24 protein-coding genes are annotated in these 24407 nt (G+C 44.6%); 21 read left to right on the top strand and 3 right to left on the bottom strand.

All coding sequences use genetic code 11. From position 1 onward, the window contains the following. Nucleotides 1-9 precede the first annotated feature (9 nt). On the top strand, nucleotides 10-273 hold the full coding sequence (locus tag DWV34_RS08180; protein WP_006566977.1) for a metal-sensing transcriptional repressor: 264 nt from the start codon (nucleotides 10-12) through the stop codon (nucleotides 271-273). 96 nt (nucleotides 274-369) lie between these two features. Here DWV34_RS08180 and DWV34_RS08175 read toward each other — a convergent pair whose 3' ends face one another. Further along, nucleotides 370-798, bottom strand: a complete 429-nt coding sequence (locus DWV34_RS08175) for a hypothetical protein (protein ID WP_039946575.1) — start codon at nucleotides 796-798, stop codon at nucleotides 370-372. Nucleotides 799-936: 138 nt separating this feature from the next. Between DWV34_RS08175 and DWV34_RS08170 the strand changes: the two genes are divergently transcribed. The 18 genes from DWV34_RS08170 (at nucleotide 937) to DWV34_RS08085 (ending at nucleotide 18251) form a co-directional block, all read left to right on the top strand. Beyond that, on the top strand, nucleotides 937-1890 hold the full coding sequence (locus DWV34_RS08170; protein ID WP_227051620.1) for a metal ABC transporter substrate-binding protein: 954 nt from the start codon (nucleotides 937-939) through the stop codon (nucleotides 1888-1890). Further along, nucleotides 1887-2600 carry a metal ABC transporter ATP-binding protein gene (locus DWV34_RS08165; RefSeq protein ID WP_009289626.1) on the top strand — a complete coding sequence of 238 codons (714 nt, stop codon included), beginning with the start codon at nucleotides 1887-1889 and terminating at the stop codon, nucleotides 2598-2600. The genes DWV34_RS08170 and DWV34_RS08165 overlap by 4 nt, the downstream gene beginning before the upstream one ends. After that, nucleotides 2587-3408, top strand: coding sequence for a metal ABC transporter permease (locus DWV34_RS08160; protein ID WP_006566958.1), 822 nt, complete (start codon nucleotides 2587-2589; stop codon nucleotides 3406-3408). Before DWV34_RS08165 ends, DWV34_RS08160 begins: the two co-directional genes overlap by 14 nt. A 55-nt stretch (nucleotides 3409-3463) precedes the next feature. Next, a complete protein-coding gene (locus tag DWV34_RS08155) occupies nucleotides 3464-3859 on the top strand; it encodes a hypothetical protein (RefSeq protein ID WP_006566957.1) in 396 nt (131 codons plus the stop codon). A gap of 110 nt (nucleotides 3860-3969) precedes the next feature. Beyond that, nucleotides 3970-7068: a UvrD-helicase domain-containing protein gene (locus tag DWV34_RS08150; protein WP_022261040.1), complete on the top strand. Its 3099-nt coding sequence runs from the start codon at nucleotides 3970-3972 to the stop codon at nucleotides 7066-7068. Between the two features lie 155 nt (nucleotides 7069-7223). Further along, nucleotides 7224-7688 (top strand): ribosome maturation factor RimP, encoded by a 465-nt coding sequence (gene rimP / locus DWV34_RS08145; RefSeq protein ID WP_009289623.1) that lies wholly within the window; start codon nucleotides 7224-7226, stop codon nucleotides 7686-7688. Between the two features lie 18 nt (nucleotides 7689-7706). Next, on the top strand, nucleotides 7707-8882 hold the full coding sequence (gene nusA / locus DWV34_RS08140; RefSeq protein ID WP_006566953.1) for a transcription termination factor NusA: 1176 nt from the start codon (nucleotides 7707-7709) through the stop codon (nucleotides 8880-8882). A 20-nt stretch (nucleotides 8883-8902) separates the two neighbouring features. Beyond that, nucleotides 8903-9172 carry an RNase P modulator RnpM gene (rnpM, locus tag DWV34_RS08135; RefSeq protein WP_009289622.1) on the top strand — a complete coding sequence of 90 codons (270 nt, stop codon included), beginning with the start codon at nucleotides 8903-8905 and terminating at the stop codon, nucleotides 9170-9172. After that, entirely contained in the window at nucleotides 9162-9476 is a 315-nt protein-coding gene (locus DWV34_RS08130; protein ID WP_009289621.1) for a L7Ae/L30e/S12e/Gadd45 family ribosomal protein, read from the top strand. Before rnpM ends, DWV34_RS08130 begins: the two co-directional genes overlap by 11 nt. A gap of 14 nt (nucleotides 9477-9490) precedes the next feature. Beyond that, a complete protein-coding gene (infB, locus tag DWV34_RS08125; RefSeq protein WP_118475884.1) occupies nucleotides 9491-11842 on the top strand; it encodes a translation initiation factor IF-2 in 2352 nt (783 codons plus the stop codon). Between the two features lie 23 nt (nucleotides 11843-11865). After that, nucleotides 11866-12216, top strand: coding sequence for a 30S ribosome-binding factor RbfA (gene rbfA, locus DWV34_RS08120; protein ID WP_006566949.1), 351 nt, complete (start codon nucleotides 11866-11868; stop codon nucleotides 12214-12216). A gap of 10 nt (nucleotides 12217-12226) precedes the next feature. Next, nucleotides 12227-13171 carry a DHH family phosphoesterase gene (locus DWV34_RS08115; protein WP_118475882.1) on the top strand — a complete coding sequence of 315 codons (945 nt, stop codon included), beginning with the start codon at nucleotides 12227-12229 and terminating at the stop codon, nucleotides 13169-13171. A gap of 8 nt (nucleotides 13172-13179) precedes the next feature. Beyond that, nucleotides 13180-14070, top strand: a complete 891-nt coding sequence (gene truB / locus DWV34_RS08110) for a tRNA pseudouridine(55) synthase TruB (protein ID WP_022261042.1) — start codon at nucleotides 13180-13182, stop codon at nucleotides 14068-14070. A gap of 10 nt (nucleotides 14071-14080) precedes the next feature. Then, nucleotides 14081-15013, top strand: a complete 933-nt coding sequence (locus DWV34_RS08105; protein ID WP_009289616.1) for a bifunctional riboflavin kinase/FAD synthetase — start codon at nucleotides 14081-14083, stop codon at nucleotides 15011-15013. A 94-nt stretch (nucleotides 15014-15107) separates the two neighbouring features. Next, nucleotides 15108-15728 carry a cytidylate kinase-like family protein gene (locus tag DWV34_RS08100; protein ID WP_009289615.1) on the top strand — a complete coding sequence of 207 codons (621 nt, stop codon included), beginning with the start codon at nucleotides 15108-15110 and terminating at the stop codon, nucleotides 15726-15728. Between the two features lie 105 nt (nucleotides 15729-15833). Further along, nucleotides 15834-16247 carry a hypothetical protein gene (locus DWV34_RS08095; RefSeq protein ID WP_009289614.1) on the top strand — a complete coding sequence of 138 codons (414 nt, stop codon included), beginning with the start codon at nucleotides 15834-15836 and terminating at the stop codon, nucleotides 16245-16247. After that, nucleotides 16244-17206: a DNA/RNA non-specific endonuclease gene (locus DWV34_RS08090; RefSeq protein WP_009289613.1), complete on the top strand. Its 963-nt coding sequence runs from the start codon at nucleotides 16244-16246 to the stop codon at nucleotides 17204-17206. Before DWV34_RS08095 ends, DWV34_RS08090 begins: the two co-directional genes overlap by 4 nt. Nucleotides 17207-17234: 28 nt before the next feature. Continuing rightward, nucleotides 17235-18251: an alpha-hydroxy-acid oxidizing protein gene (locus DWV34_RS08085; protein WP_009289612.1), complete on the top strand. Its 1017-nt coding sequence runs from the start codon at nucleotides 17235-17237 to the stop codon at nucleotides 18249-18251. Nucleotides 18252-18531: 280 nt separating this feature from the next. Here DWV34_RS08085 and DWV34_RS08080 read toward each other — a convergent pair whose 3' ends face one another. Continuing rightward, a complete protein-coding gene (locus tag DWV34_RS08080) occupies nucleotides 18532-20004 on the bottom strand; it encodes a GntR family transcriptional regulator (protein WP_158565678.1) in 1473 nt (490 codons plus the stop codon). A 177-nt stretch (nucleotides 20005-20181) separates the two neighbouring features. On the opposite strand from DWV34_RS08080, the gene DWV34_RS08075 reads away from it, so the two are divergent. Beyond that, entirely contained in the window at nucleotides 20182-22617 is a 2436-nt protein-coding gene (locus tag DWV34_RS08075; protein ID WP_118475878.1) for a PAS domain-containing hybrid sensor histidine kinase/response regulator, read from the top strand. A gap of 4 nt (nucleotides 22618-22621) precedes the next feature. Here DWV34_RS08075 and DWV34_RS08070 read toward each other — a convergent pair whose 3' ends face one another. After that, a complete protein-coding gene (locus tag DWV34_RS08070; protein WP_022261044.1) occupies nucleotides 22622-23677 on the bottom strand; it encodes a tyrosine-type recombinase/integrase in 1056 nt (351 codons plus the stop codon). 124 nt (nucleotides 23678-23801) lie between these two features. Between DWV34_RS08070 and DWV34_RS08065 the strand changes: the two genes are divergently transcribed. Then, entirely contained in the window at nucleotides 23802-24362 is a 561-nt protein-coding gene (locus tag DWV34_RS08065) for a CDP-alcohol phosphatidyltransferase family protein (protein WP_009289606.1), read from the top strand. The last annotated feature ends 45 nt before the right edge of the window (nucleotides 24363-24407 follow it).

Raw genomic sequence — 24407 nt, 5'->3', positions numbered from 1 at the left:
GGAGGGTCCATGCAGGCAGACAAAACTCAGATCACAAGGCTTCTTAAAACCGCCAGGGGACAGATCGACGGGATCTTAAAGATGGTGGAGGAAGACCGGTACTGTATGGATATCTCCAATCAGCTCATGGCGACAGAGGCCGTCATACGAAAGACGAATAAAGAAATTCTAAGAGCACACATGAAGGGATGCATATCTGAAGCACTGGCAGAAGACAATGGTGATGAGAAGATCGATGAACTGATCGAACTCATCGACAAATTCGGAAAATAAAAAACTGTTGTAGGACGGAAAATTGGTCAAAATAAAAGACGGAATCATATCAAGCATTATATTTGATATGATTCCGTCTTTTATACAGCGGCATTTTTATCTCAAAAAACATTTCCTCTTTATAAAATAAGCCGCAGCCACGAGCATTCCCAGCACGGAACAGATCAAAAAAAATCCATTGCTGGATATTGATTCTGTGATGAGAAAGAAACTGTCTTTGCTGAAAAATATGAGATATATCTGACTGACAAAAGCTGCAATGCTCCCGATGCCAACGGCTCCGGCCAGAACGGTCCAGACTGGATCGCTTAGGTCAAAGGCTCCTTTTATAATCATTTCCAAAAAAATCAAAGTAAAAGCAGCGACAATAATAAAGGTATTATCCCATATTCCGTCAATCAGAATATAGCTCCTTGTTCTCAAATAAGTATCCGCAAGCAAAAGCACAGACATTAAGAGAATTCCGTGCAGCAGCGCATTTTGGCGCGCTTTCAGCTGTTTTATTGTAGATGTATCCTGACTCATAAACTCATTCCCCTTTCTCCTATGAAGTATAAGTATATGATAATTCGACAAAAGATTCAACCACGTGAAAATTTCCATATTTGCAATTCAAATTTTTTCCTGCTATTATATTCAATTAGATAATATAGAGAAAGGAACATGCCTGTGAAACGATGGATTGTTTTTCTGCTGTGTCTTACTGTCTGCATGTCCGCATTATCCGGATGTGGCACCGGTAAAGAATTCGACAGCAGTTCCAAAAAACTGAATGTTGTAACCACCATTTTTCCTTACTATGATTTTGTAAGGCAAATTGGGAAAGATAAAGTAAACCTCAAAATGATCGTCACTGCGGGCAAAGACAGTCATACATTTGAACCGACTCCGGCCGATCTGATCAGCATACAGAAGGCCGATATTTTTTTCTATAACGGCGGAGCAATGGAATATTGGGTCCAAAAAATACAGAAATCCCAGGAAAACAACGGACAAGTTTCTTATGCCTTTATGGACTCGGTTAATCCAGTAGAAGAAGAGGTAACAGAGGGGATGAGCCTTCCCAGGGAAGAAGAAGGGGAAACAGAATATGACGAACACATTTGGACATCCCCTGTGAACGCACAGATTATTGTTAAAAAAATATGTGCTGTCTTATCTAAGGAAGATCCAGAAAACGCCCATTTTTATGAGAAGAATACAAAGGATTATTTAAAAAAGCTCAAAAAACTGGACCGGGACTTCAGAGAGACAGTAAAACATGGGAAACGTAAGCTTATGGTTTTCGGAGATAAATTCCCGATGCGCTATTTTACCGAAGCATACGGCCTCTCTTACAGGGCGGCATTCCCGGGATGCAGCGAGGAATCGGAGCCTAGTTCCAGGACGCTTTCTTATCTGATTGATCTGGTAAAGAAAGAAAAAATACCAGTCATCTATCATATGGACTTTGGAAGCAGTAAGATCGCGGATGTGATCTGTGAAGCATCCGGTGCTGAGAATATACCGTTTTATTCCTGCCATACCGTGACAAAACGTCAGTTTGACCAGGGCGTCACATACCTGGATCTGATGGAGAAAAATGTGAAAAATCTGGAGAAAGGACTGAGAGAATGACTTCCATTATTACGTGCAGTCATGTAGATCTTGGATATGACGGACATGTCATCGTAAAAGACTTAAATATGAAAATAGAACAGGGGGCTTATGTCTCTGTCATCGGACAAAATGGCTCCGGTAAGAGCACGTTTATCAAGACGCTGCTGGGTCTTGTGCGCCCTGTCTCCGGGAAAATCCAGCGCAGTCTTTCGGGAAAAGGCATCGGATATCTCCCACAGCAGACGGAAATGCAGAAAAACTTTCCGGCAACTGCCCTGGAAGTGGTTCTGTCAGGTTTTTTAAGCCGAAAACAGCGAAGGCCTTTTTATACGAAAAAAGAAAAATCCACTGCCATGGAGCAGTTAGAGAAGCTTGGTATTCCGGAGCTTTTCAAAACATGCTACCGGGAGCTTTCCGGCGGCCAGCAGCAGAGAGTCCTGCTGGCAAGAGCCTTATGCGCAACCGATCAGCTGCTGGTCCTGGACGAGCCGGTGACAGGTCTGGACCCGGGTGCCGCAAAAGAACTCTATATCTTGCTGAAGGAACTCAACAAAAATGAGGGCATCGCAATTTTGATGGTCTCCCACGACTTGTCCAATGCCTTAAAGGATGCGGATGAAATCCTCCACATCCGGCATGAGGATTACTTCTTCGGCAGTGTTTCAGAATACCGCCGTTCTGAACATTTTCGTGAAATGAATGGAGGTGCTGTTCATGGAATTGTTTAAAGAAATGATTTCTTATCCTTTTATTATCCGTGCTTTCATCGTGGGAATTTTGATTTCCCTCTGTGCAGCCCTGCTCGGTGTAAGCCTTGTACTGAAAAAATTCTCTATGATCGGAGACGGACTGTCTCATGTGTCCTTCGGAGCGCTTTCCATCGCAGTCGCTTTCGGGATTGCTCCTTTGAAACTCTCGATTCCGGTCGTTGTCATTGCCGCATTTTTTCTCCTGAAGCTGACTGAGAGCAGCCGGATCAGCAGCGATGCGGCCATCGCTGTCATGTCGGCATCGGCTTTGGCTGCCGGAGTCCTGGTGACTTCCTTCACTACCGGCATGAATATGGATGTATATAGTTATATGTTTGGAAGCATTCTGGCTATGAGCAGAGAAGATGTACGGCTAAGTGTTCTGCTGAGTGTAGCAGTCCTCATTTTGTTTCTTTTTTGTTATCATAAGATCTTTGCTGTCACCTTTGATGAAAGTTTTGCGCGGGCATCAGGAGTGGATGTCTCCTTTTATAATTCGCTGCTTGCAATCCTGACCGCCGTCACGATTGTTATCGGCATGAGAATGATGGGGGCTATGCTCATTTCCAGCCTGGTCATCTTTCCTGCGCTGACGGCCATGCAGATGTTTAAGAGCTTCCGGGGAGTTGTGATCTGTTCCGGTTTCCTCTCTGTCATATGTTTTTGTATCGGTCTGTCGGCATCATATTTCTTTTCTGCACCGGCCGGTGCGAGCATCGTCATTGCAAACCTCTTGGGATTTCTCTTATTCCGACTGCTGCGTATGGTTTACAGACAGAATGTTTGATTTCCAAAACATTCTGTGATAGAATAATTTCATTATTACAAGTTAGGAGAAACATATGAATAAAAAGAGAAATGTGATGCTGACGATCATGAGCATCATTCTGCTGTTAGCCGGAATCTTAAACCTTGTGACCAATGTCACCCTGATGACAAGCGGCAATCTGATGAAGATGGCTATGGAGCAGGTCAAGCTAAGCGGCGGGATTTTAACCGTGTACCTCATAGTCTGCATTATCTTCGGGATGCTTGAAATCGTTTGCGGAGTTTACGGTTTAAAAGCAGCCAAACATTTTGAATTTGGAGAAACCTGCTTTCAGCTTGCCATTGCGCTCGTAGCCGCCGCTGTATTCATTTTTATTTTTAATTTCTTTGTCAATGGATTTACAGCTACAAGCCTGGGAGGCTTCGTCTTCCCTTTGCTTTATCTTTATTCCATCAGATTCTGCAAATAATTTCATAATCAGTCACTAGAAACAGATAATCAGCAGATTGTCTGTTTTGTTCTTACATAGAAAAGAATGTTTTATGTCAGGATAAAACACTACGAAAGAAGGAGAATACGATGTACATTGCAGATTTACATATCCACTCCAGATATTCCAGGGCAACAAGCAAAGAGTGTGATCCGGAACATCTGGATCTCTGGGCCAGAAAAAAAGGGATTCATATTGTAGGAACCGGTGATTTTACTCATCAGGCGTGGAGGGACGAGTTACGGGAAAAATTAGAACCTGCGGAAGAAGGATTATACATCCTTAAGGAAGAGTTCCGAATAAAAGACGGGATCGCTCCGGACAGCCAGAGTCCGCGCTTTGTCGTTACCGGGGAGATCAGTTCTATCTATAAAAAGAACGGAAAGACAAGGAAAGTCCACAACCTGATCCTTCTTCCGGGACTCGAAACCGCAGATAAGATTTCTGCAAAACTTGAGACCATCGGCAATATCCATTCCGACGGCAGGCCGATCCTTGGTCTGGACAGCCGGGATCTCTTAGAGATTCTTCTGGACATTTCTCCAAATGCAGTACTGGTGCCTGCCCATATATGGACTCCTCATTTCTCACTGTTCGGAGCCTTTTCGGGGTTTGATACGATCGAGGAATGTTTTGAAGACTTAACGCCCCATATCCATGCGTTAGAGACAGGCCTGTCCTCCGATCCTCCTATGAACTGGAGGCTTTCAGCGCTGGACTCCTTCCAGCTGATCTCAAATTCAGATGCCCACTCTCCGGCAAAGCTTGGGCGGGAAGCCAATCTCATGGACATTGAACTTTCTTATCCGGAACTCACGAAAGCCATCCAGACCGGACAGGGCCTTTACGGAACGATCGAATTTTTCCCGGAAGAAGGAAAATATCACTTTGACGGACACCGAAAATGCGGTCTTGTGCTGACTCCGTCAGAGACAAAGGAATATGGCGGCATCTGTCCGGTCTGCGGGAAAAAAATCACCATCGGAGTCCAGCACCGGGTAGAACAGCTGGCGGACAGGCCCGAAGATTATCTCCGCCCTGACGCAAAGCCCTTTGAAAGCCTCGTACCACTTCCGGAAGTCATTGCCGCATCTACGGGAATGTCGGCCGGCGGGAAAAAGGTGAATGCGCAGTTTGAAAAAATGCTCTCAGAGCTTGGACCGGAGTTTTCTATTTTAAGAGAAGTACCTTTTGAGGATATAAGACACAGTGCGGGAGCCTGTGTAGAGGAAGGAATCCGGCGTTTAAGACGGGGAGAAGTCCGGCGCGACCCCGGATATGACGGAGAATACGGAAAAATCCATCTCATCGAAAAGGACGAGATGGATATCATTAACGGCCAGATGACACTTTTTGATTCTCTTGGTATTGCCGCCGCAGCCGAGCCCGGGAAAAAGAAGAAAAAAATCAGACCTGTGAAAAAAGAAACTGTCATGGAAACAGACGGCCTTGAAGGAAAAGATACAGGGATCAACAAAGAACAGCAGGAAGCGGTCACTGCTGAGAACAGAGCTGTTGCGGTCATCGCGGGACCGGGAACAGGAAAAACGAAAACCCTGGTAGACAAGATAGCTTATCTTGTGAAGGAGAGGAACGTATCTCCGTCTCAGATCACAGCCGTTACCTTTACAAACCAGGCGGCAGCGGAGATGAGAGAACGGCTTGCCAAAAGGCTTGGAGGAAAACGGGCTGTCAAAGATATGACCATCGGCACCTTTCATTCTATCTGCCTTCAGCTTCTGAAACAGCAGGGTGAGGACATTATCCTCGCCGATGAAGCGGAACTTCTTGAAACTGCCAAAGAAGCCCTGAACCGTTTAGATTCAGATAAGAAGCCAAAGGACTTTTTAAAACAGATATCCAATTTTAAAAACAATGTGCCGATGGAAGAGCGTCTGACGAATGATGAAGCAGACTGTTTTCAGGAAATCATGAGTGAAATGGGTCTTACAGATTTTGATGACCTGCTTCTTCGTGTGCTTTCACAGGCAGAATCCCCGGTTTTACAAACCTCTCAGTTTTCTTATCTTCTCGTGGATGAATTCCAGGATATCAACGACATACAATTCCGTCTGGTGCTTTTCTGGAACCAAAACGGGAAAGAATTATTTGTCATTGGAGATCCGGACCAGTCGATCTATGGTTTCCGGGGTTCTGATTCCAGATGTTTTGCACGGCTGAAAGAAGAAATTCCGGATCTGTATGAAATTTATCTGAAGAAAAATTACCGTTCAACACCTGAAATCGTGGAGTCTGCCCTTCAGGTGATCAGCCGGAATCCGGGAAACAAACGCTGTCTTTCTGCCGTCCGTGAACCCGGGAAACCAGTCCGTCTGGTCACTGCCTCCAATGACTGGTCCGAGGCCATTTTTATTGCAAAGGAAATCAACAGGCTCACCGGCGGCATGGATATGATGGATGCCCAGAATTATGCCTTAAAAACGGAACATCCCAGAGGTTTTGGAGAAATTGCCGTATTATACAGAACCCACCATCAGGCCAGAGCCATAGAAAAATGTTTAAGACAGGAGAGTATTCCATGCGTCATCACAGGACAGGATAGTTTTCTTGAGGAAGAAAAGGTAAAAGGTACAACTTCATTTTTTCGGTTTCTTCTCGATGAAAAGGATACGAAGGCTCTTCAGATCGCACTGAACGCTTTTCCTGACTGCGGAACCTTAGAAAAAGAATTCAAACAGCTTTTGAAAAAAGAGTCTCCAGGAGAGGTTTTAAAGCTCTGGATGGAAAAGAACGGTCTTTTGGATGATGAATCCCTTCTCAGTCTGTACAAGATGACTCTGTTTCATAAAGATATGGCATCCTTTTTGTCCAATCTTTTGCTGGGAACAGAAGGGGATATAAAAAGAAGCGGTGAAAAGGAATATACGTCAGATGCTGTCACCCTGATGACTCTCCACGGGTCCAAAGGACTGGAATTTCCGGTTGTGTTCATCGCCGGAACAAAACAGGGCAGTATACCGCTGGAATCACCTGCTCACCATGCAGATAAGGAAGAGGAGAGACGTCTGTTCTATGTAGGCATGACCAGGGCAAAAGAAGAACTAATCCTTCTTACAAGAAAAGAATCTTCCGAATTTCTCGCGGACCTGCCGCAGCAATATACGGCAAAAGAGACCGCAGGAAAAAAAGAGCCGGAGATTACCCAGCTGTCACTGTTTGATCTTTGATTTCATTCAAAACTCAAGGTAAAAACAAGATTCCGACACAAACCCTTGTATTCTGTAAATGAAAGTGTTATAATAATCAATAACATAAAGCATTAACTTAAAGAGTGGACGCAAGTCCACTCTTATTGTTTGCGCAGAAAAGGAGGCAGGGCAACTTGGCAGGAAAAGCAGAGATTGAACAAAAAACAGAAGAACTTGTGACACCGATCATCGATGAAAACCACTTTGAACTTGTTGATGTGGAGTATGTAAAAGAAGGTGCCAACTGGTATCTGCGGATTTACGCGGATAAAGAGGGAGGCATCAGTATCGATGACTGTGTGCTGATCAGCCGGGCACTGGAGGCCAAATTGGACGCCGATGATTTCATCAAAGACGCATATATTCTGGAAGTCAGCTCCCCGGGTCTTGGAAGGCCTTTAAAAAAGGAAAAAGACTTTCAGAGAAGTATCGGGCAGTCTGTGGACATTAAATTATATAAAGCCATCGACAAACAAAAAGAGTTTACCGGTATATTAAAAGAATATTCAAAGGAAAGAATCATACTCTCGATCGACGGCACCGATCAGGAATTTGAAACAAAAAGTGTGGCATCCGCCCGTTTATCATTAGATTTTTAAAGGAGGACAACAGAAAAAATGAGTGAATTAATTGATGCATTAAACCAGTTAGAAAAAGAAAAGCATATTGATAAAGACGTCATTATGGAAGCGATTGAAAATTCCCTGGTTGCTGCATGCAAAAGAGACTTTGGAAATGCAGACAATGTGGTGGTCAATATGGACCGTGAGACCGGAGATATTGTCGTATATGCAGAAAAAGAAGTCGTGGAAACCGCAGACGGGGAAGATTTTGACCCGGCGCTCCAGATCAGTCTTGCCAAAGCAAAAGCAATGGACCCTAAATATGAGCTGGGTGATATTGTCCGCGTGGAGATAACACCGAAAGATTTTGGAAGAATTGCTGCTATGCACGCCAGAAGTGTCATTGTACAGAAGATCAAAGAAGAAGAAAGAAGAGTTGTCTTTGATCATTTTTACTGCAAGGAAAAAGACATTGTCACAGGCGTGGTACAGCGCTATGTCGGCGAAAACGTCAGTGTCAGCCTGGATGACAAGACAGATGCACTTCTGATGAAGTCCGAACAGATCAGAGGCGAAGTATTCCAGCCCACGGAACGGATCAAACTTTACATTGTAGAAGTAAAAGACACCAACCGCGGACCCCGGATCTTAGTGTCCCGTACACATCCGGATCTTGTAAAGCGTCTTTTTGAAAAAGAGGTAGCCGAGATCCAGGACGGCATCGTAGAGATTAAGAACATCGTCCGCGAAGCCGGTTCCAGAACAAAGCTTGCCGTCTGGTCCAATGATCCAAACGTAGATCCTGTCGGTGCCTGTGTCGGCATGAACGGTGCCAGAGTCAACGCGATCGTCAATGACTTAAAAGGTGAAAAGATCGATATCATCAACTGGAATGAAGATCCTTGTGTCTATATCGAAAATGCGCTGAGTCCGTCTAAGGTTGTATCTGTATCCGTAGACGTGGAGGAAAAAAGTGCTCAGGTTGTCGTTCCGGATTATCAGTTATCACTGGCTATCGGAAAAGAGGGGCAGAACGCAAGACTCGCTGCAAGGCTGACCGGCTATAAAATCGATATCAAAAGTGAATCTCAGGCTGAGGAAGAAGAGGAACTCCAAGGTTATGAAGATTACGAATCCGAAGAAATGGCAGATGAATCCATGGCTTACGATGATGAAAATGCCGTGGAAGATGAGCTCCTTTCCGAAGAATCTGAATATATTGACGAATAAAATTTAGGATGTGATCGTATATGAACAAGAAAACTCCGATGAGAAAATGCATTGGATGTCAGGAATCAAAAGCGAAAAAAGACCTTGTTAGAGTGGTAAAACCCAAGGATGGAGATATCTTCATCGATCCCACCGGCAAGTCCAACGGACGCGGCGCTTATATCTGCCGTTCTCTCTCCTGCCTGAAAAAAGCGAGAAAGTCAAAAGGTCTTGATCGTTCTTTTAAGACATCGATTTCCGAGGAAGTCTATGGCGCGCTGGAAAAGGAGATGATGGATCTTGAATCATAAAATTCTGTCTCTTCTCGGATTAGCAGCCCGATCGAGAAATTTGGTAAGCGGAGAATTTGCGGTAGAAAAATCCGTAAAATCCGGCCATGCATGCATGGTCCTTGCGGCCAATGATGCTTCCGAAAATACGAAAAAGATGTACCGGAATATGTGCGAATACTATCATGTGCCGCTGTATTTTTTCAGCGACAGAAGCGAACTTGGCCACGCCATCGGAAAAGAATTCCGTGCGGCGGTAGCTGTGGAAGATCAGGGATTTGCAAAGGCCATTCGCGGGAAACTCGAAAATAGTAAAATTGAATAATGGAGGTGCAATCTATGGCAAAAACTAGAGTCCATGAGATAGCAAAGAAATATAATAAACAGAGCAAAGAAATCATTGAAATATTGAAAAAAAATAATATCGAAGTAAAAAATCATATGAGTACGGTGGAAGACTCCCAGATCGCGGTCATTGACAAGGCCCTTGGAGTAAAAAAGGAAGAAAAACCGGTGAAGAAAGAGAATAAACCGGAGAACTGCCAGGAAAAGCCAAGGAATCAGCAGGGCCGAGACCAGCAGCGCGGCAACAGGGGTCAGCATCAGCAGGGACAACAGAGGCCTCAGAATACTCAGAATCAGAACCGTACGGGCAAAAAGCCTGAGAGGCAGCCGAAGGAAAAAGAAGCGGGCCAGAATCAGGGAACTCAGAAGAAAGTGCTGAAGAAAGAAAATCCGCAGAATTCTCAGAAATTTTCCAATAATAACGGACAGAATGGGAAGAATAATAAAAACAATAGGTTTAACAAGAACAACAAAAAGAACAGAAACAATAAGTTCAACAATAAAAATCAAAATACCCAGAAGAAGAAAAAGACGGGACCGGGAGCTTTTATCAAGCCGGATCCGGTAAAGAAGCCAGAATATGATCCAAGTGAACCAGTAAAAATTCCTGAGATCCTCACCTTAAAAGAGTTTGCGGAAGCGATCCACATCCCTGCAAATGACATCATCAAAAAACTTCTGATCTCCGGAGGCGGACTTGTGAACCTCAACACAGAATTGGATTTTGAACGTGCAGAAGAGATCGCTTTAGAGTATGACCGCATCGTTGAGTTAGAAGAGACCGTAGACGTCATCGAAGAGCTGTTAAAAGATGAAGACGAAGAAGATACAAAGGATCTTGTGACCAGACCGCCGGTTGTGTGCGTTATGGGACACGTTGATCACGGTAAAACCTCTCTTCTGGATGCGATTCGATCCGCCCGTGTCACTGCCGGTGAGGCCGGAGGGATCACCCAGCATATCGGTGCCTATACGGTACAGACAGAGAGCGGAACAATCACATTCCTGGATACACCGGGACACGAAGCCTTCACATCCATGCGTATGCGCGGTGCCCAGTCCACCGATATCGCAATCCTTGTAGTAGCCGCAGATGACGGTGTCATGCCGCAGACAATCGAGGCAATCAACCATGCCAAAGCTGCCGGTGTTGAGATCATCGTTGCCATCAACAAGATCGATAAGGAAAGTGCAAATATTGAGCGTGTAAAACAGGAACTTACAGAGTATGAACTGATTCCGGAAGACTGGGGCGGTACGACAATCTTTTGTCCTGTATCCGCACACAGCAAAGAGGGAATCGACGATCTTCTTGATATGATCTCGCTCACAGCCGAAGTTCTGGAGCTGAAAGCAAATCCGAAGCGTAAGGCAAGAGGTATTGTCATCGAGGCAGAACTCGACAAAGGACGCGGTCCGGTCGCTACCGTACTTGTTCAGAAAGGAACTCTCCATGTGGGAGATGCCATCGCAGTCGGAAGTGCTCACGGAAAAGTCCGTGCTATGATTGATGACAAAGGAAAACGTGTCAAAACTGCCGGACCGTCAACTCCGGTTGAGATTCTCGGGCTCAGCGAAGTTCCGTTTGCAGGAGAAGTCTGCATGGCCATGGACAATGAAAAAGAAGCCCGTTCAACGGCAGAGAAATTCATTGCATACGGCAGAGAAAAAATGCTCTCAGAGACAAAATCACAGCTTTCTCTGGATGATCTCTTTGACCAGATCCAGGCAGGAAGCGTAAAAGATTTAAATATCATCGTCAAAGCAGACGTTCAGGGATCGGTGGAGGCTGTAAAGCAGAGTCTTTCCAAGCTCTCTAACGATGAAGTAGCCGTCAAAGTCATCCACGGAGGAGTCGGCGCGATCACGGAATCTGACGTTATGCTTGCATCTGCATCCAACGCCATCATCATCGGATTTAACGTCCGTCCGGACCCAACCGCTAAAGATGCTGCCGAGAGAGACAAAATCGATCTGAGATTGTACCGTGTCATTTATAACGCTATCGAAGATATCGAAGCGGCCATGAAGGGTATGCTGGAGCCGGAGTATGTGGAGAAAGTCATCGGCCACGCCGAAGTACGCCAGACATTCAAGGCATCCGGAGTCGGAACCATCGCAGGATCCTATATCCTCGACGGTATCATTCAGAGAGGCAGCACTGCCAGACTGATCCGTGACGGTATCGTCGTACACGAAGGCGGATTCGCGTCTATCAAGCGTTTCAATGACGACGTAAAAGAAGTCAAGACCGGCTTTGAGTGCGGCCTTGTGCTTGAAAATTATAATGATATTAAAGAAGGCGATCAGATTGAAGCCTATATAATGGAAGAGATCCCTAGATAAGCCTTCTTTACAGGAGGAAAACCATGAGAAAGAACAGCATTAAGAATACTAGAATCAACGGGGAGGTACAGCGGGAACTGAGCCGTATCATCAGTCGGGAAATTAAAGATCCCCGCATCGCTCCTATGACATCTGTTGTGGATGCGGTTGTGACCTCGGACTTAAAACAGTGTAAGGCTTATATCAGTGTCCTTGGAGACCAGAAAGCCAAAGAGGATACCCTTAACGGCCTCAGAAGTGCGGTTGGCTATATCCGCAGGGAGCTGGCACATTCCATTAATCTTAGGAATACCCCGGAAATCACTTTTATTTTGGATGATTCCATTGAATATGGTGTTGAAATGTCAAAAAAAATTGACGAGCTGAACAAATAGGAGAAGCACTATGAATGAATTCATATCATCCATCGAAGCCGCAGACACCATTGCAGTCACCGGCCATATCCATCCGGACGGTGACTGCATCGGGAGCTGCCTGGGGCTTCGGCAGTACATTTTGGATAATTATCCCGGGAAATCTGTTACAGTTTATCTTGAGTCCATTGCTCCGGAGTTTCTCTTTCTTTCCGGGGCTGATTCAGTGAAACAGGAGGCCGAACATAAATCCTATGACTTGTTCTTTGTCCTGGACTGCAGTTCTCTGGACAGGATCGAACCGTATCTGTCCATGTATGAACGCGCGGCAAAGACGTTCTGTATCGACCACCACATCAGCAGCAAAGGAATCGGTCAGGAGTATATTTTAAAACCCCAGGCCAGTGCCACCTGCGAAGTGCTGTATGAGTTATTTGAACCGGACCGTATTTCTTTATCCTGTGCCTATTGCCTGTATACCGGTATCGTCCATGACACCGGTGTATTTAAGCATTCCAATACGACGAAGCAGACAATGGAGTACGCCGGCAGACTGATTTCCAAAGGAATCAATACATCCAGAGTCATCGATGAAACCTTTTATCAGAAAACGTTTGTACAGAACCGCGTGTTGGGACAGGCACTATTAAACAGCCGGCTTTATGAAGAAGGCCAGATCATTCTTTCTTACCTGAATGAAGATGAAATGCAGGCCCTCGGTGCTGATTCCGGGGACACCAACGGGATAATCGACCAGATGAGAGTTACAAAAGGGGTAGAAGCTGCGGTATTTCTGTACGCTTTGGACAAAGATACCTATAAGGTCAGCATGCGTTCCAACGGCAGAGTCAATGTGGCTGCAATCTCAGAAGAATTCAGCGGCGGAGGGCATGTCCGTGCTGCCGGCTTCAGTATGAAAGCCGGACTTGAAGAAGTGACCGGCATTGTCCTTTCAAAAATCCGAGAACAATTATAGAGGTGCTTATGATACACGGTATCTTAAATATTTACAAAGAAGCCGGCTTTACCTCTCATGATGTAGTGGCAAAGCTCCGGGGAATCATAAAACAAAAGAAAATCGGACACACCGGCACCCTGGACCCCCAGGCCACCGGTGTGCTTCCTGTCTGTCTTGGAAAGGCTACCAAGCTGTGCGATATGCTCACGGATACGAAAAAGGAATACAGGGCAGTCTTCCGTCTCGGCCTCACAACTAATACGGAAGATATCTGGGGAGAGACTTTGAGAGAATCAGACATTTCTGTCTCCGAGGACAAGGTGCGAAAAACCATCTGTTCTTTTAAAGGAGGCTATGATCAGATTCCTCCCATGTATTCTGCCTTGAAAGTAAATGGCAAAAAACTGTACGAACTTGCAAGAGAGGGTAAAGTAATTGAGCGAAAAGCAAGACCCGTTACGATCTATGAAATCAAAAATTTAGAGATTTGTCTCCCTGAGTTTACCATGACCGTTGTCTGCAGCAAAGGCACCTATATACGGAGCCTTGGACGCGACATCGGCGAAAAACTGGGGTGCGGTGCCTGTATGACCAGTTTGGAGCGCACTGCGGCCAGCGGATTTCACAAAAAAGACAGCCATACTCTGGATGAGGTTGAGAAGCTGGTCAAGGAAAATCGGCTTATGGAGGCTGTCATTCCTCCGGATCAGGTGTTTATGAGCCTTCCCTGTCAAACGGTAAAAAAACAATATGAAAAAATCCTCTATAATGGCAACCCCTTAAAATCAGAGTGTTTTACATCCTCCTGCGGCGATGAACAGCGGCTGAGGATTTATGATGAGGACGGCTGTTTTATCGGGGTGTATGATTGGAAAGATCAGAAAAAAATGTACTTTCCGGATAAATTATTTTACTGAAAGGAGCACTATGGAATACATACATCAAACGGAGAACTTTCAATTTCATAACTCTGCGGTAGCGCTTGGTAAATTTGACGGACTGCACAGGGGCCATCAGCTTATTTTTGACCAGCTGCTGGAATACAAAAAACAGGGATACCAGACTGTTGTATTTTCTTTTGACCGTCCTCCGGTCAATACCCTGAAATCCGAAAATTATCACATGATCTATTCTAAAGAAGAAAAGGAGCGCTTATTGGCAAAAAAGGGGATGGACGTCTTAATTGAGCATCCTTTTACCAAAGAATTCTCTAAGCTCTCTCCGAGGGATTTCGTGACAGAAGTCCTGATCAAAAAGGTCGGAATGAAAATTCTTGTGGTGGGAGACGACTGCGGCTTCGGATACAAGCGTCAGGGAAATGTAGAACTCTTGAAGGAGATGCAGAAAGAATACGATTTTAAACTGATCGTAATTCCAAAACTTGAATTGAACGGAGGAATTGTCTCAAGCAGCCGCATCCGCAGCCTGCTCAGAGAGGCAAGGATCGAGGAGGCCAACAGCCTGCTCTCATCCCCTTTTTTGGTTTATGGACCCGTCGTGCAGGGCAATCATATGGGAAAAGATATCTTAGGAGTTCCCACTGCCAATCAAATTCCAAATCCTGAAAAGCTGCTTCCCCCTAACGGAGTTTATGTATCGAGGATTACGATCAAAAATCAGGTATATTACGGAATCAGCAATATAGGCGTCAAACCCACGATCGAAGGAAAAAAACATATGGGGGTTGAAACGTATATTTTAAATTTTGATAAGAATATATATCATAAACCAATATCTGTTGAACTTCTTTGTTTTAAACGCCCGGAAATGAAGTTTGAATCCCTTGACTGCCTTTCGAGGCAAATGAAGGAAGACGCGCTATTTGCAAGAGATTGGGTAATAGAACAAGGGCTCATTTAAATACCTGTGTGCCCTGCGGGTATACTTTTTTGCCGAGATGCGTTATAATAAAGATAACTTAAACGAAGTTACTGAAAAGAAGGGAGCGGTTCATATGGCTACAAAAACGATTATTACGATTGAAAGACAGTATGGAAGCGGCGGGCACCTGATCGGGAAAAAGCTTGCCGAAGATCTTGGTATTCCTTTTTATGACGGAGAATTATTAAAAGTCGCAGCAAAGGAGAGCGGAATCTGTGAGGAAATCTTTGAAAGCTTTGATGAGAAACCGACCACAAGCTTTTTATACTCCCTGGTTATGGACCCCTATTCTCTGGGATATAACGCCAATTCCTTTGATCTTCCGCTGAACCACAAAGTATTTCTGGCTGCCTTTGACACCATTAAAGACATTGCCAGCAAAGGTCCCTGCATTTTCGTCGGCAGATGCGCTGATTATGCCCTGGAAGACTTTGATAACTGCCTGAGCATTTTTATCCACGCTCCTTTTGAAGACCGTATCAAACGGATTGAAAAAGTATATGAGATCCCCAAGGCGAAAAGCAAGGAAGCGCTTCTGAAAAAGGATAAGCAGCGGGCTAGCTATTACAACTATTACAGCTCTAATAAGTGGGGCGATGCAAAGGCCTATGACTTCTGTATCAACAGCAGCCTTCTGGGCATTGACCAGACCGTAGAACTGATCAAGCAGGTTATTGAAGAAAAAGAGAAGTAAAAACAGTACATGAGAATATAATTATCAAGCCCCTCACTCTTTGAGGGGCTTGATGTATTTGCGCGCCGAATGACACTGCCGGAGAAAGGAGAGACATCTTAGATTATGAAATTGATTGTTTGTCTGGACAATAAAAACGGACTTTGTTTCAATAAAAGAAGACAGAGCCAGGACCGAAGATTAAGAGATTTTATCAAAGCTATGACAAAAGATTCAAAGCTGTATATGAATTTCTACACCTATGAACTATATAAAGACTTTAAAAATGCAGTTGTCTGTGAAGATTTTTTATCCCGGGCAAAAGCAGATGACTATTGTCTCTTGGAAACCTGCTCTGTGAAAGAGGATGAAGAGAAGATCCGGGAACTTTTCATATTCCGCTGGAACAAAGTTTATCCGGCAGACACGTATTTTGATCTGGACTTATCGCTCTGGAATCTCGCAGAGCTTGAAGAGCTGGAGGGATCCTCTCACAGCATCACAAAAGAAAGATATATAAAAGGAGATTACGAAATATGAAATTAAGGAACAGAATTTCTATCTTACTTTTCGCACTGTTCATGGCCTTTGGCCTGACAGCATGCCAGGACAGTTCGAAAGAAAAACAGCCGGGCAGCCACACAGCGGAAACCGAGGTTCAGACCGCCTCCAATTCCTCACAAAAGAACATATCCGTAAACAATATCCCTGATTATTCGGGGAAGATGTATGTGGAACTCAACGGCAGCCGGCCTGAATTTCAATCCAGGGAATTAAAGACCAAATCTTACGAGTCATACAGCAAACTGGATTCTCTCGGAAGATGCGGCACTGCCCAGGCAAACATAGGAAAAGATATCATGCCCACGAAAAAAAGAGGCGCCATCGGAATGGTCAAACCTACCGGATGGCATACTGTCAAATACAGCAATGTGGACGGAAAATACCTCTATAACCGCTGTCATTTGATCGGCTATCAGCTCACCGGCGAAAATGCAAACGAAAAGAACCTGATTACCGGAACCCGTGCGATGAATGTAGACGGAATGCTGCCATTTGAAGATATGGTAGCCGACTATGTCAAAGAGACCGGAAATCACGTTTTGTACCGGGTCACTCCTGTTTATGAGGAAGAAGACCTGGTCGCAAAAGGCGTTCAGATGGAAGCTATGTCTGTGGAAGACAGAGGAAAGGATATTGAATTTAATGTCTTCGTATATAACGTACAGCCTGGAGTCTCCATTGACTATAAAACAGGGAAAAGCAAAAAAGCACAGAATACAGAGACTCAGACAGCCGCTTCAAAGAAAAAACGACATGCCGAAAGCGGCCAGAGCCATCACAATGAATCCGTCTATATCTGCGGCAACTCAAGATCTAAGGTTTATCACTGCCCAGGACAGAGGGATTATGAAAAAATGAAAACCTCAAAATATCTTGTGAAGTTTAAAAGCGAGAAGGAAGCACAGGCTGCGGGATATCGCAGAGCAAAACGGTAATATCGGCAATCAAAGATTGGAGGATCATATGAAATATGAAGAAATTTTGAAGACGGCCAGAAACTGTATGGGACCATACTGCAAGGCCTGTTCAGTATGCAATGGCAGGGCCTGCAGAAATCAGATACCGGGGCCCGGAGCAAAAGGAAGCGGTGATACAGCCATCCGCAATTATCAAAAATGGCAGGAAATTCGTGTCAATATGGATACCCTGTGCGAAAACCTGCCCGCTGATACCAGCCTTGAACTGTTCGGAAAAACTTTTCGCTATCCGTTCTTTGCAGGTCCGGCAGGGGCTGTGAATCTCCATTACAGCGAAAAATACACTGATGTCACATACAATGAAGTATTGGTCTCTTCCTGTGCCGATGCGGGAATTGCAGCTTTTACCGGTGACGGAACCAATCCGGAAGTGATGTGCGCCGCAACAGAAGCAATCCGGAAAACCGGCGGACTGGGTGTCCCTACCGTCAAGCCGTGGAATCTTCAGACGATCCGGGAAAAGTTCGCACAGGTACACAGCTGCGGTGCTTTTGCTGTGGCTATGGATGTGGATGCGGCAGGCCTTCCTTTTCTTAAAAATATGACGCCGCCTGCCGGACGAAAGTCAGAGCAAGAATTAGCTGAAATCATGAAAGAGACCAATCTTCCTTTCATCGTCAAAGGTGTGATGACTGTGAGAGGTGCCTTAAAAGCGAAAGAGGCAGGTGCCAAAGCCATCGTAGTCTCCAATCACGGGGGACGTGTGCTGGATCAGTGTCCTTCTACTGCAGAAGTACTGAAAGAGATTTCGGATGCAGTAGAAGGATCCATGAAAATTCTGGTCGACGGCGGAATCCGTTCCGGCACTGACGTGTTTAAAGCCCTGGCCCTGGGAGCAGACGGTGTTCTCATATGCCGGCCGTTCGTGACTGCCGTATATGGAGGGGGTTCTGACGGTGTCAGGACCTACATAGATAAAATAGGAAGTGAATTGGAAGACACTATGGTGATGTGCGGTGCAGATTCTTTGAAAAAGATCACAAGGGAAATGATTCGCTTCTAAAAACAGTTGACAGCCTGGTCAATATATCATGACATTTTCCACATGATTTCCGTTCGGCTCTTAGAATGCCTCACTCCAATCATATGGAAAATGGACGTAATGTCTGTTGGAGAAAGGTCTCTGTCAAAAAAAGGTGCCACTTTTCGAAAGTTATTTACCGCTATTGGAGGAGCGCATTTCAAAAGCGCGACGGAAATAGTGGTGAATGACTCATCTTTTCTGACCCAAGTATAGTGTGATTGACTGTACTTGGGCCTTTTGGTTTGCACTGAAGCGAAGATTACCCTTCGTTTGCGGAAAGAAGAAAGCTGATCGATGATGACAGCCTCAGTTCATTCTGCTGAAAGCCATGTCTGATCAGATACTTTTCAGCAAATATAAACTGCTTAGAGACAAATTGCTTTATAAAGGCAGCACACTGGTCAATATCGTCTGTCTCCAGTGCTTGTATCAGTTCTTCCGTAAACATCCTGTACATCCGCTTGTTATCCGGTTCCGTCTCATGGGATGGTTTCAAAGAATAGCCCCACAGAAACAGTCCATAAATGTTTCCATAGATCTCTCTGATTCCCTGAAGAGGACTGCCCACCGCAACTGTCAGCAGAAGTCGCCAGAGAGAAATTTCACAGCAGCCCAATGCCAAATATTTTCTCAGCTGTTCCTTCAGCTGTTTTTTTTCTTCCGGACTTATTGCCGAGAAAGTGATATGCAGAGCTTCCTCACAGGAGTACATAATAATTTCAAATGCCTGAAAGAAGAAAGCCATGTTGCGCCGGATCGGAGCAATGGAAAGATCCGGCATCCCATCGCCTTCCCTGATCCTGCAAATACGGGTACCCTTCCCGTTTACCGGCTGAACAGCACCCAGATGATGAAGCACATATACGGTCCTGCGCATGGTGCTGACCGATACATTGTACTTGACTGACATCTTTTCGTAGGATGGGAGATATTCAGCTTCGCTGTATTCACCCATACACATCTCATGAAGAAGACGCACTGAGAGACTGTAGCAGATCTGAGGATGCTCTCTGTAAATCCTCCACTTAAATGGAATCTGTTCTGAATCAGGCGCAGGAGAAATATGTTTTTGTACATATCTCTTTACCTCCTCAAAAGTCTGTTTTTGGAAGGTGAAAAGTACCTTATATGTTTCAGTCCAGTTCCGCTCCGCCGCATATCCCGCCACGGCTTTCAAATAATCTCTGATTGTCTGATCACTGTATAGGCTGATGCCGGCATTTTTCTGAGCCAGCAGAAATCCTTCAAACATTGCTGTCTCCCAAAAAAGGTTCATGATCAGCGGATTATCTAACTTCTGGAGAACAAAACAATAGAAATGCAGTAAATTGTCGGTTGTTGGCTGTTCAGACAACTGAAAGATACCGGAAATCTCGTCGTCGTTCATCCGGCACAGACCCTCCATTATTAATGGAATATAAATGAGTAATCCCGTTTCATTGAGATCAGCAAATGCTTTATACCGTTTTGAATAATAGCCCGTAATAAAGTCTGAAAGATCTTCTCCGGTCTGGCGGAAAATCACGGTTGTAGGTCTGCCGTTATGCATTGAAATATAACCTTCTGAACGCAGACGCCTGAGAGCAGATTTAACAGTCTGTGAGGATACACTGAACTCATCGCACAGCGTATCAATGGACGGCAGTGTATCCCCGCACTCGTAATATTGAAACCGAATCCGGAGAAAAAAATATTCATAGATTAAATTAGAAAAGTGTTGTTTATTCTGCAATGATCGGCCACCTCCACAGATGTCATTTTAGCATTTTATCATATTACTTTCCATAGATGAGTTGAGTTTTTTCATTTTTGCGGTATAATATAAAAGAAGTGGTTATGAACAAGGTTAGAGTTCTTTCACGTTTAGCAGAAACTACATGAGAGAACATAGTTTCGGAGGAATGCAGATATGGAAGAACATGAAAAAGAATGCACTGTGCCGGACAATTATGAAATGTCTGCCGGTTATGAATATGATACGTTAATGCGTCTGCTGGGCGTCAGTGTAAGTAAGCATATGCTGGATGACCGCTTTACTCTGATCTGGGCAAATGATTTTTATTATGAACTGATCGGATGGCCTAAAGATGAGTATGAAGCGGCATTCCACAACCGTCCCGATCTGTATTACCAATACCATGACAGCCAAAAAGAATGGGAAAAACTTTCTGAAACCGTGTTAAATGCAGTCAGTTCCGGACAAAACGGATATCATATGGTTTCCCGGATCAGGCGGAAAGACGGAAATTATGTCTGGGTGCAATTTTCGGCTCAGTTTTCTGATGAGTATATTAACGGACATCAGGTAGCATATTCAGTCCTCACAAATATTGATGATTTAATCAGAGCACAAAAGGAACAATCCGTTACCTATGAAAATATTCCGGGATTTGTGGCAAAGTACCGGATTGATCAGGAATTTAATTTCCAGGCGCTGGAGGGAAACGACCGCTTCATGGAGTATTTCGGAAATGATGCGGTGGGCAGCGGCAGCAGCCTGAGTCAGAGAAATATACACAGCAATATGGATACACTGCTTGAGCAAAAAGACAGGATACTGGAGGGAAAACCGCTGCATTTTCTGATGAATGTAAAAATCCTTAAAGAACAAACCTTATGGCTTCAAGTGAATGCTTCATGCATAGAATGGCAGGACGGATGTCCCGTTTATCTGGCAGTTTTTACTGATATTACGGACGTAACGGAACTTCGGGAGATTCAGAGAAAACTGACGGAACAGGCCGCGGCATTAAAAGATGCCCTGACCGTTGCCGAACAGGCCAACAAGGCAAAAACGGAATTTCTATCTAGAATGAGCCACGAAATCCGCACTCCCATGAATGCCATTATTGGTATGACAACCATCGCAGCAGCATACATAGATGATCGTCAGCGTGTCTCAGACTGCCTTGAAAAGATCGGCTACTCCTCCAAACATCTGATGACGCTGATCAATGATATATTGGATATGTCTAAAATTTCAGAAGGAAAAATGAAGATTGCTCATGAACCGTTTCAGCTTGAAACTGTGGTGGAGTCTGTATCTTCCATTGTATATCCCCAGGCTTCTGACAAAGGTCTTGTCTTTACAGTACCGCTGGCAGATCTGACGGATACATCCTTGGTAGGAGATTCCCTTCGGCTGAACCAGATTCTTTTAAATCTTTTATCCAATGCACTGAAGTTTACTCCTGAGGGCGGAAGTATCCGGATGGAAATCCGGCAGATCAAAAAAAATTCCGATACTGTCTGCCTGCGTTTTACTGTCAGTGATACCGGCATCGGAATGGCTGATGAATTTATATCAAACTTATTTCATCCTTTTGAGCAGGAAGACGCTTCAACGAGTCAGAAGTACGGAGGCACCGGACTTGGCATGTCCATCACCAAAAATCTCGTAACACTGATGGGCGGAACAATCTCTGTCAAAAGCAAGCCCGGAAAAGGAACAACATTCACAGTGGAACTTGAGTTTGATAAGCCGGCAGACCAGAGATCCGTAATTCCAAAAAAACAGCATATGATAGAATCGCTGAAGGTACTCATAGCAGATGATGACCGGGACAGCTGCATCCATACATCTCTATTGCTGAAAAATATGGGGATTATATCAGACTGGGTGCTGAGCGGAAACGACTGTGTGAGAAAGGTTCAGGATGCACACAACAGAGAGAAGGACTACGACGTCTGTCTGATCGATTGGAAATTGCCGGATATCAACGGTATAGAGGTGACAAAACGTGTGAGAAATATCGCAGGCCCTGATACAACAATCATCATTATAACTGCGTATGACTGGATGTCCATTGAAGAAAGTGCGCTTAATGCAGGAGCAGACTCTTTTCTGGCAAAACCTGTTTTTGCGTCTTCCTTATATAATTCTCTTCTCTCTGTAACGGGCATCGGGAAAACGGTGCGCACGCCGGGTGAAATGACACAGCACCCTGAATTAGCCGAATGCCGGGTCCTGCTTGCAGAGGATAATGAACTCAACCGTGAGATTGCAGTAGAGCTCCTTCGTATGGCAGGTATCACGGCAGACTGTGCAAAAAACGGGGAAGAAGCAGTAAAAAAATTCTTAGAAAACGGGGAAGCCTATGACCTTATCCTGATGGATGTACAGATGCCGGTCATGGATGGCTATCAGGCCACAGAGATCATACGGAATTCCGGCCAAAAGCACGGAAAAACCATCCCTATCATTGCTATGACTGCCAATGCATTCCGCGAGGACGTCATGAAGTCAGATGAGGCCGGTATGAACAGACACCTTGCTAAGCCCATCGATCCTGAACTTCTCTATCAGACTCTGGCAGAAGAAGCAGCAAAAAAGAGGCATTCCTGAAAATTTATTTCTCTCTGAGAGTCACTTTTTTTGCTGCCTGTCTCCGCTTTGTATCAGACATGGCAGAATAGTGTTTTCTCGTTGTATTTACATCGTTATGGCCCAGAACTTCCGCAACCAGATAAATATCATCTGTCTCCTCGTAAAGAGCAGTTCCATAAGTACTCCGCAGCTTATGCGGAGTAATTTTTTTCAGCGGAGTTACTTGTCTGGCATATTTCTTCACCAGATTCTGAACTGCCTGAACTCCGATTCGTTTTCTCTGCATGGAATAAAAGAGGGCATTCTCATGTCCTTCCCGCGGGATGATTTTGCTCCTGGAACCTTCTATGTACTGGAGCAGGGCATCGGATACCTCATCACCGAAATAGACCGTCATTTCTTTCCGGCCTTTCCGGATCAGGTGAAGACCATTATTTTTAAAATCCACGTCATTCATATCAAGGCCCACCAGTTCCGACACACGGATCCCTGTGCCTAAAAGAAGAGTAATGATGGCCAGATCCCTCTCTTTAGTTTTCTCATAATACATTCGTTTCTGTCCGGTTAAATTATCTCCGCCCTTCTCGATAAAATCCAGCAGTGAGGCGACTTCATCGGCTTCCAGCCGAATGATCTCTTTTTCATGAATCCTCGGCATATCGACGAGCAGAGTCGGATTAGTTTTTATGAGCTGACGCTTATAATAGTATGCATAAAATGTCCGCAGGGAAGACATCTTGCGGAAGATTCCCCTTTCTGTGTTCTGCATCCGTTTATCATCGGAGACATAAGTCTTTAAATATTCCATATATTCTTCTAGGTCTACAGACTCAATCCTGTCAAGATCCGCCGGTTTAAAATCTATAACAGTATAATTCTTATACACCGGATTCTCATCCATTAAAAAATGAAAAAAGACTCTTAAGTCATATGCATATGCGATCCGTGTGCGCACCTGAGTCGTCGTATCTATGGCGCGGAAAAATTGTTTTGCAAAAGGCGGCAGAGTCCGGATCAATTCTCTTAATTTCAATGTCTGCTGCATGCTCAGTTCATCATAGTAAGATTGAGGTTTCATTCTGTAAAATGGCTCCTTTCCGTATCAGCTTTCTGGAGTCCATTATATCATAAACTGTCTTCTGCCTAAAGCCTTACAAATTTATGGCAGTATGTTAAAATAAAAACGGAAGGAGAGATACTGTATGACAATCCGTACAAAAGAACTCTTTACAATACCAAACCTGATGGGATATTTTCGTATTCTGCTGATCCCGATTTTTATGTATATTTATTTAAATGCGCAGTCTGTGACAGATACCTGCCGTGCATTGTTCATACTTATTTTATCCGGCATCACCGACTTTTTTGACGGGATCGCAGCAAGGAAGCTTCATCAGGTGACCCAGCTGGGAAAAGCCCTGGATCCTGTTGCGGATAAACTCACGCTCGGTGCCGTGATCTTCTGCTTGATTCGAACAATTCCGGGAATCCAATACCTGTTTGCAGTATTTGCGGTAAAAGAACTGTATATGCTGGCAGGAAATCTTATCTCCATGCGATTTCATGGCAAAAAGCTTGACGGTGCCGCCTTTATCGGAAAAGCATCTACTATGATCACTTACTGGTGCCTGGCCTTTTTCCTTTTGTTCCCTCATATGCCCAGGCTCCTGCAGCTAATTCTGATGATGCTGTGCGGAGGCATGATGATCGCCGCAGGGCTTTATTATCTGCCAACATTTTACCATTTTATCAAGGGAGACTAGGAAGGATTTACCGTAAAATAAAAATGTTTCGCATTGCACTCATCA

The sequence above is a fragment of the Anaerostipes sp. AF04-45 genome (assembly GCF_003461725.1).
GTDB lineage: Bacteria > Bacillota > Clostridia > Lachnospirales > Lachnospiraceae > Anaerostipes > Anaerostipes caccae.
The sequence above is the reverse complement of the archived record's forward strand: the minus strand, read 5'-3'. Positions and strand labels throughout refer to the sequence as shown.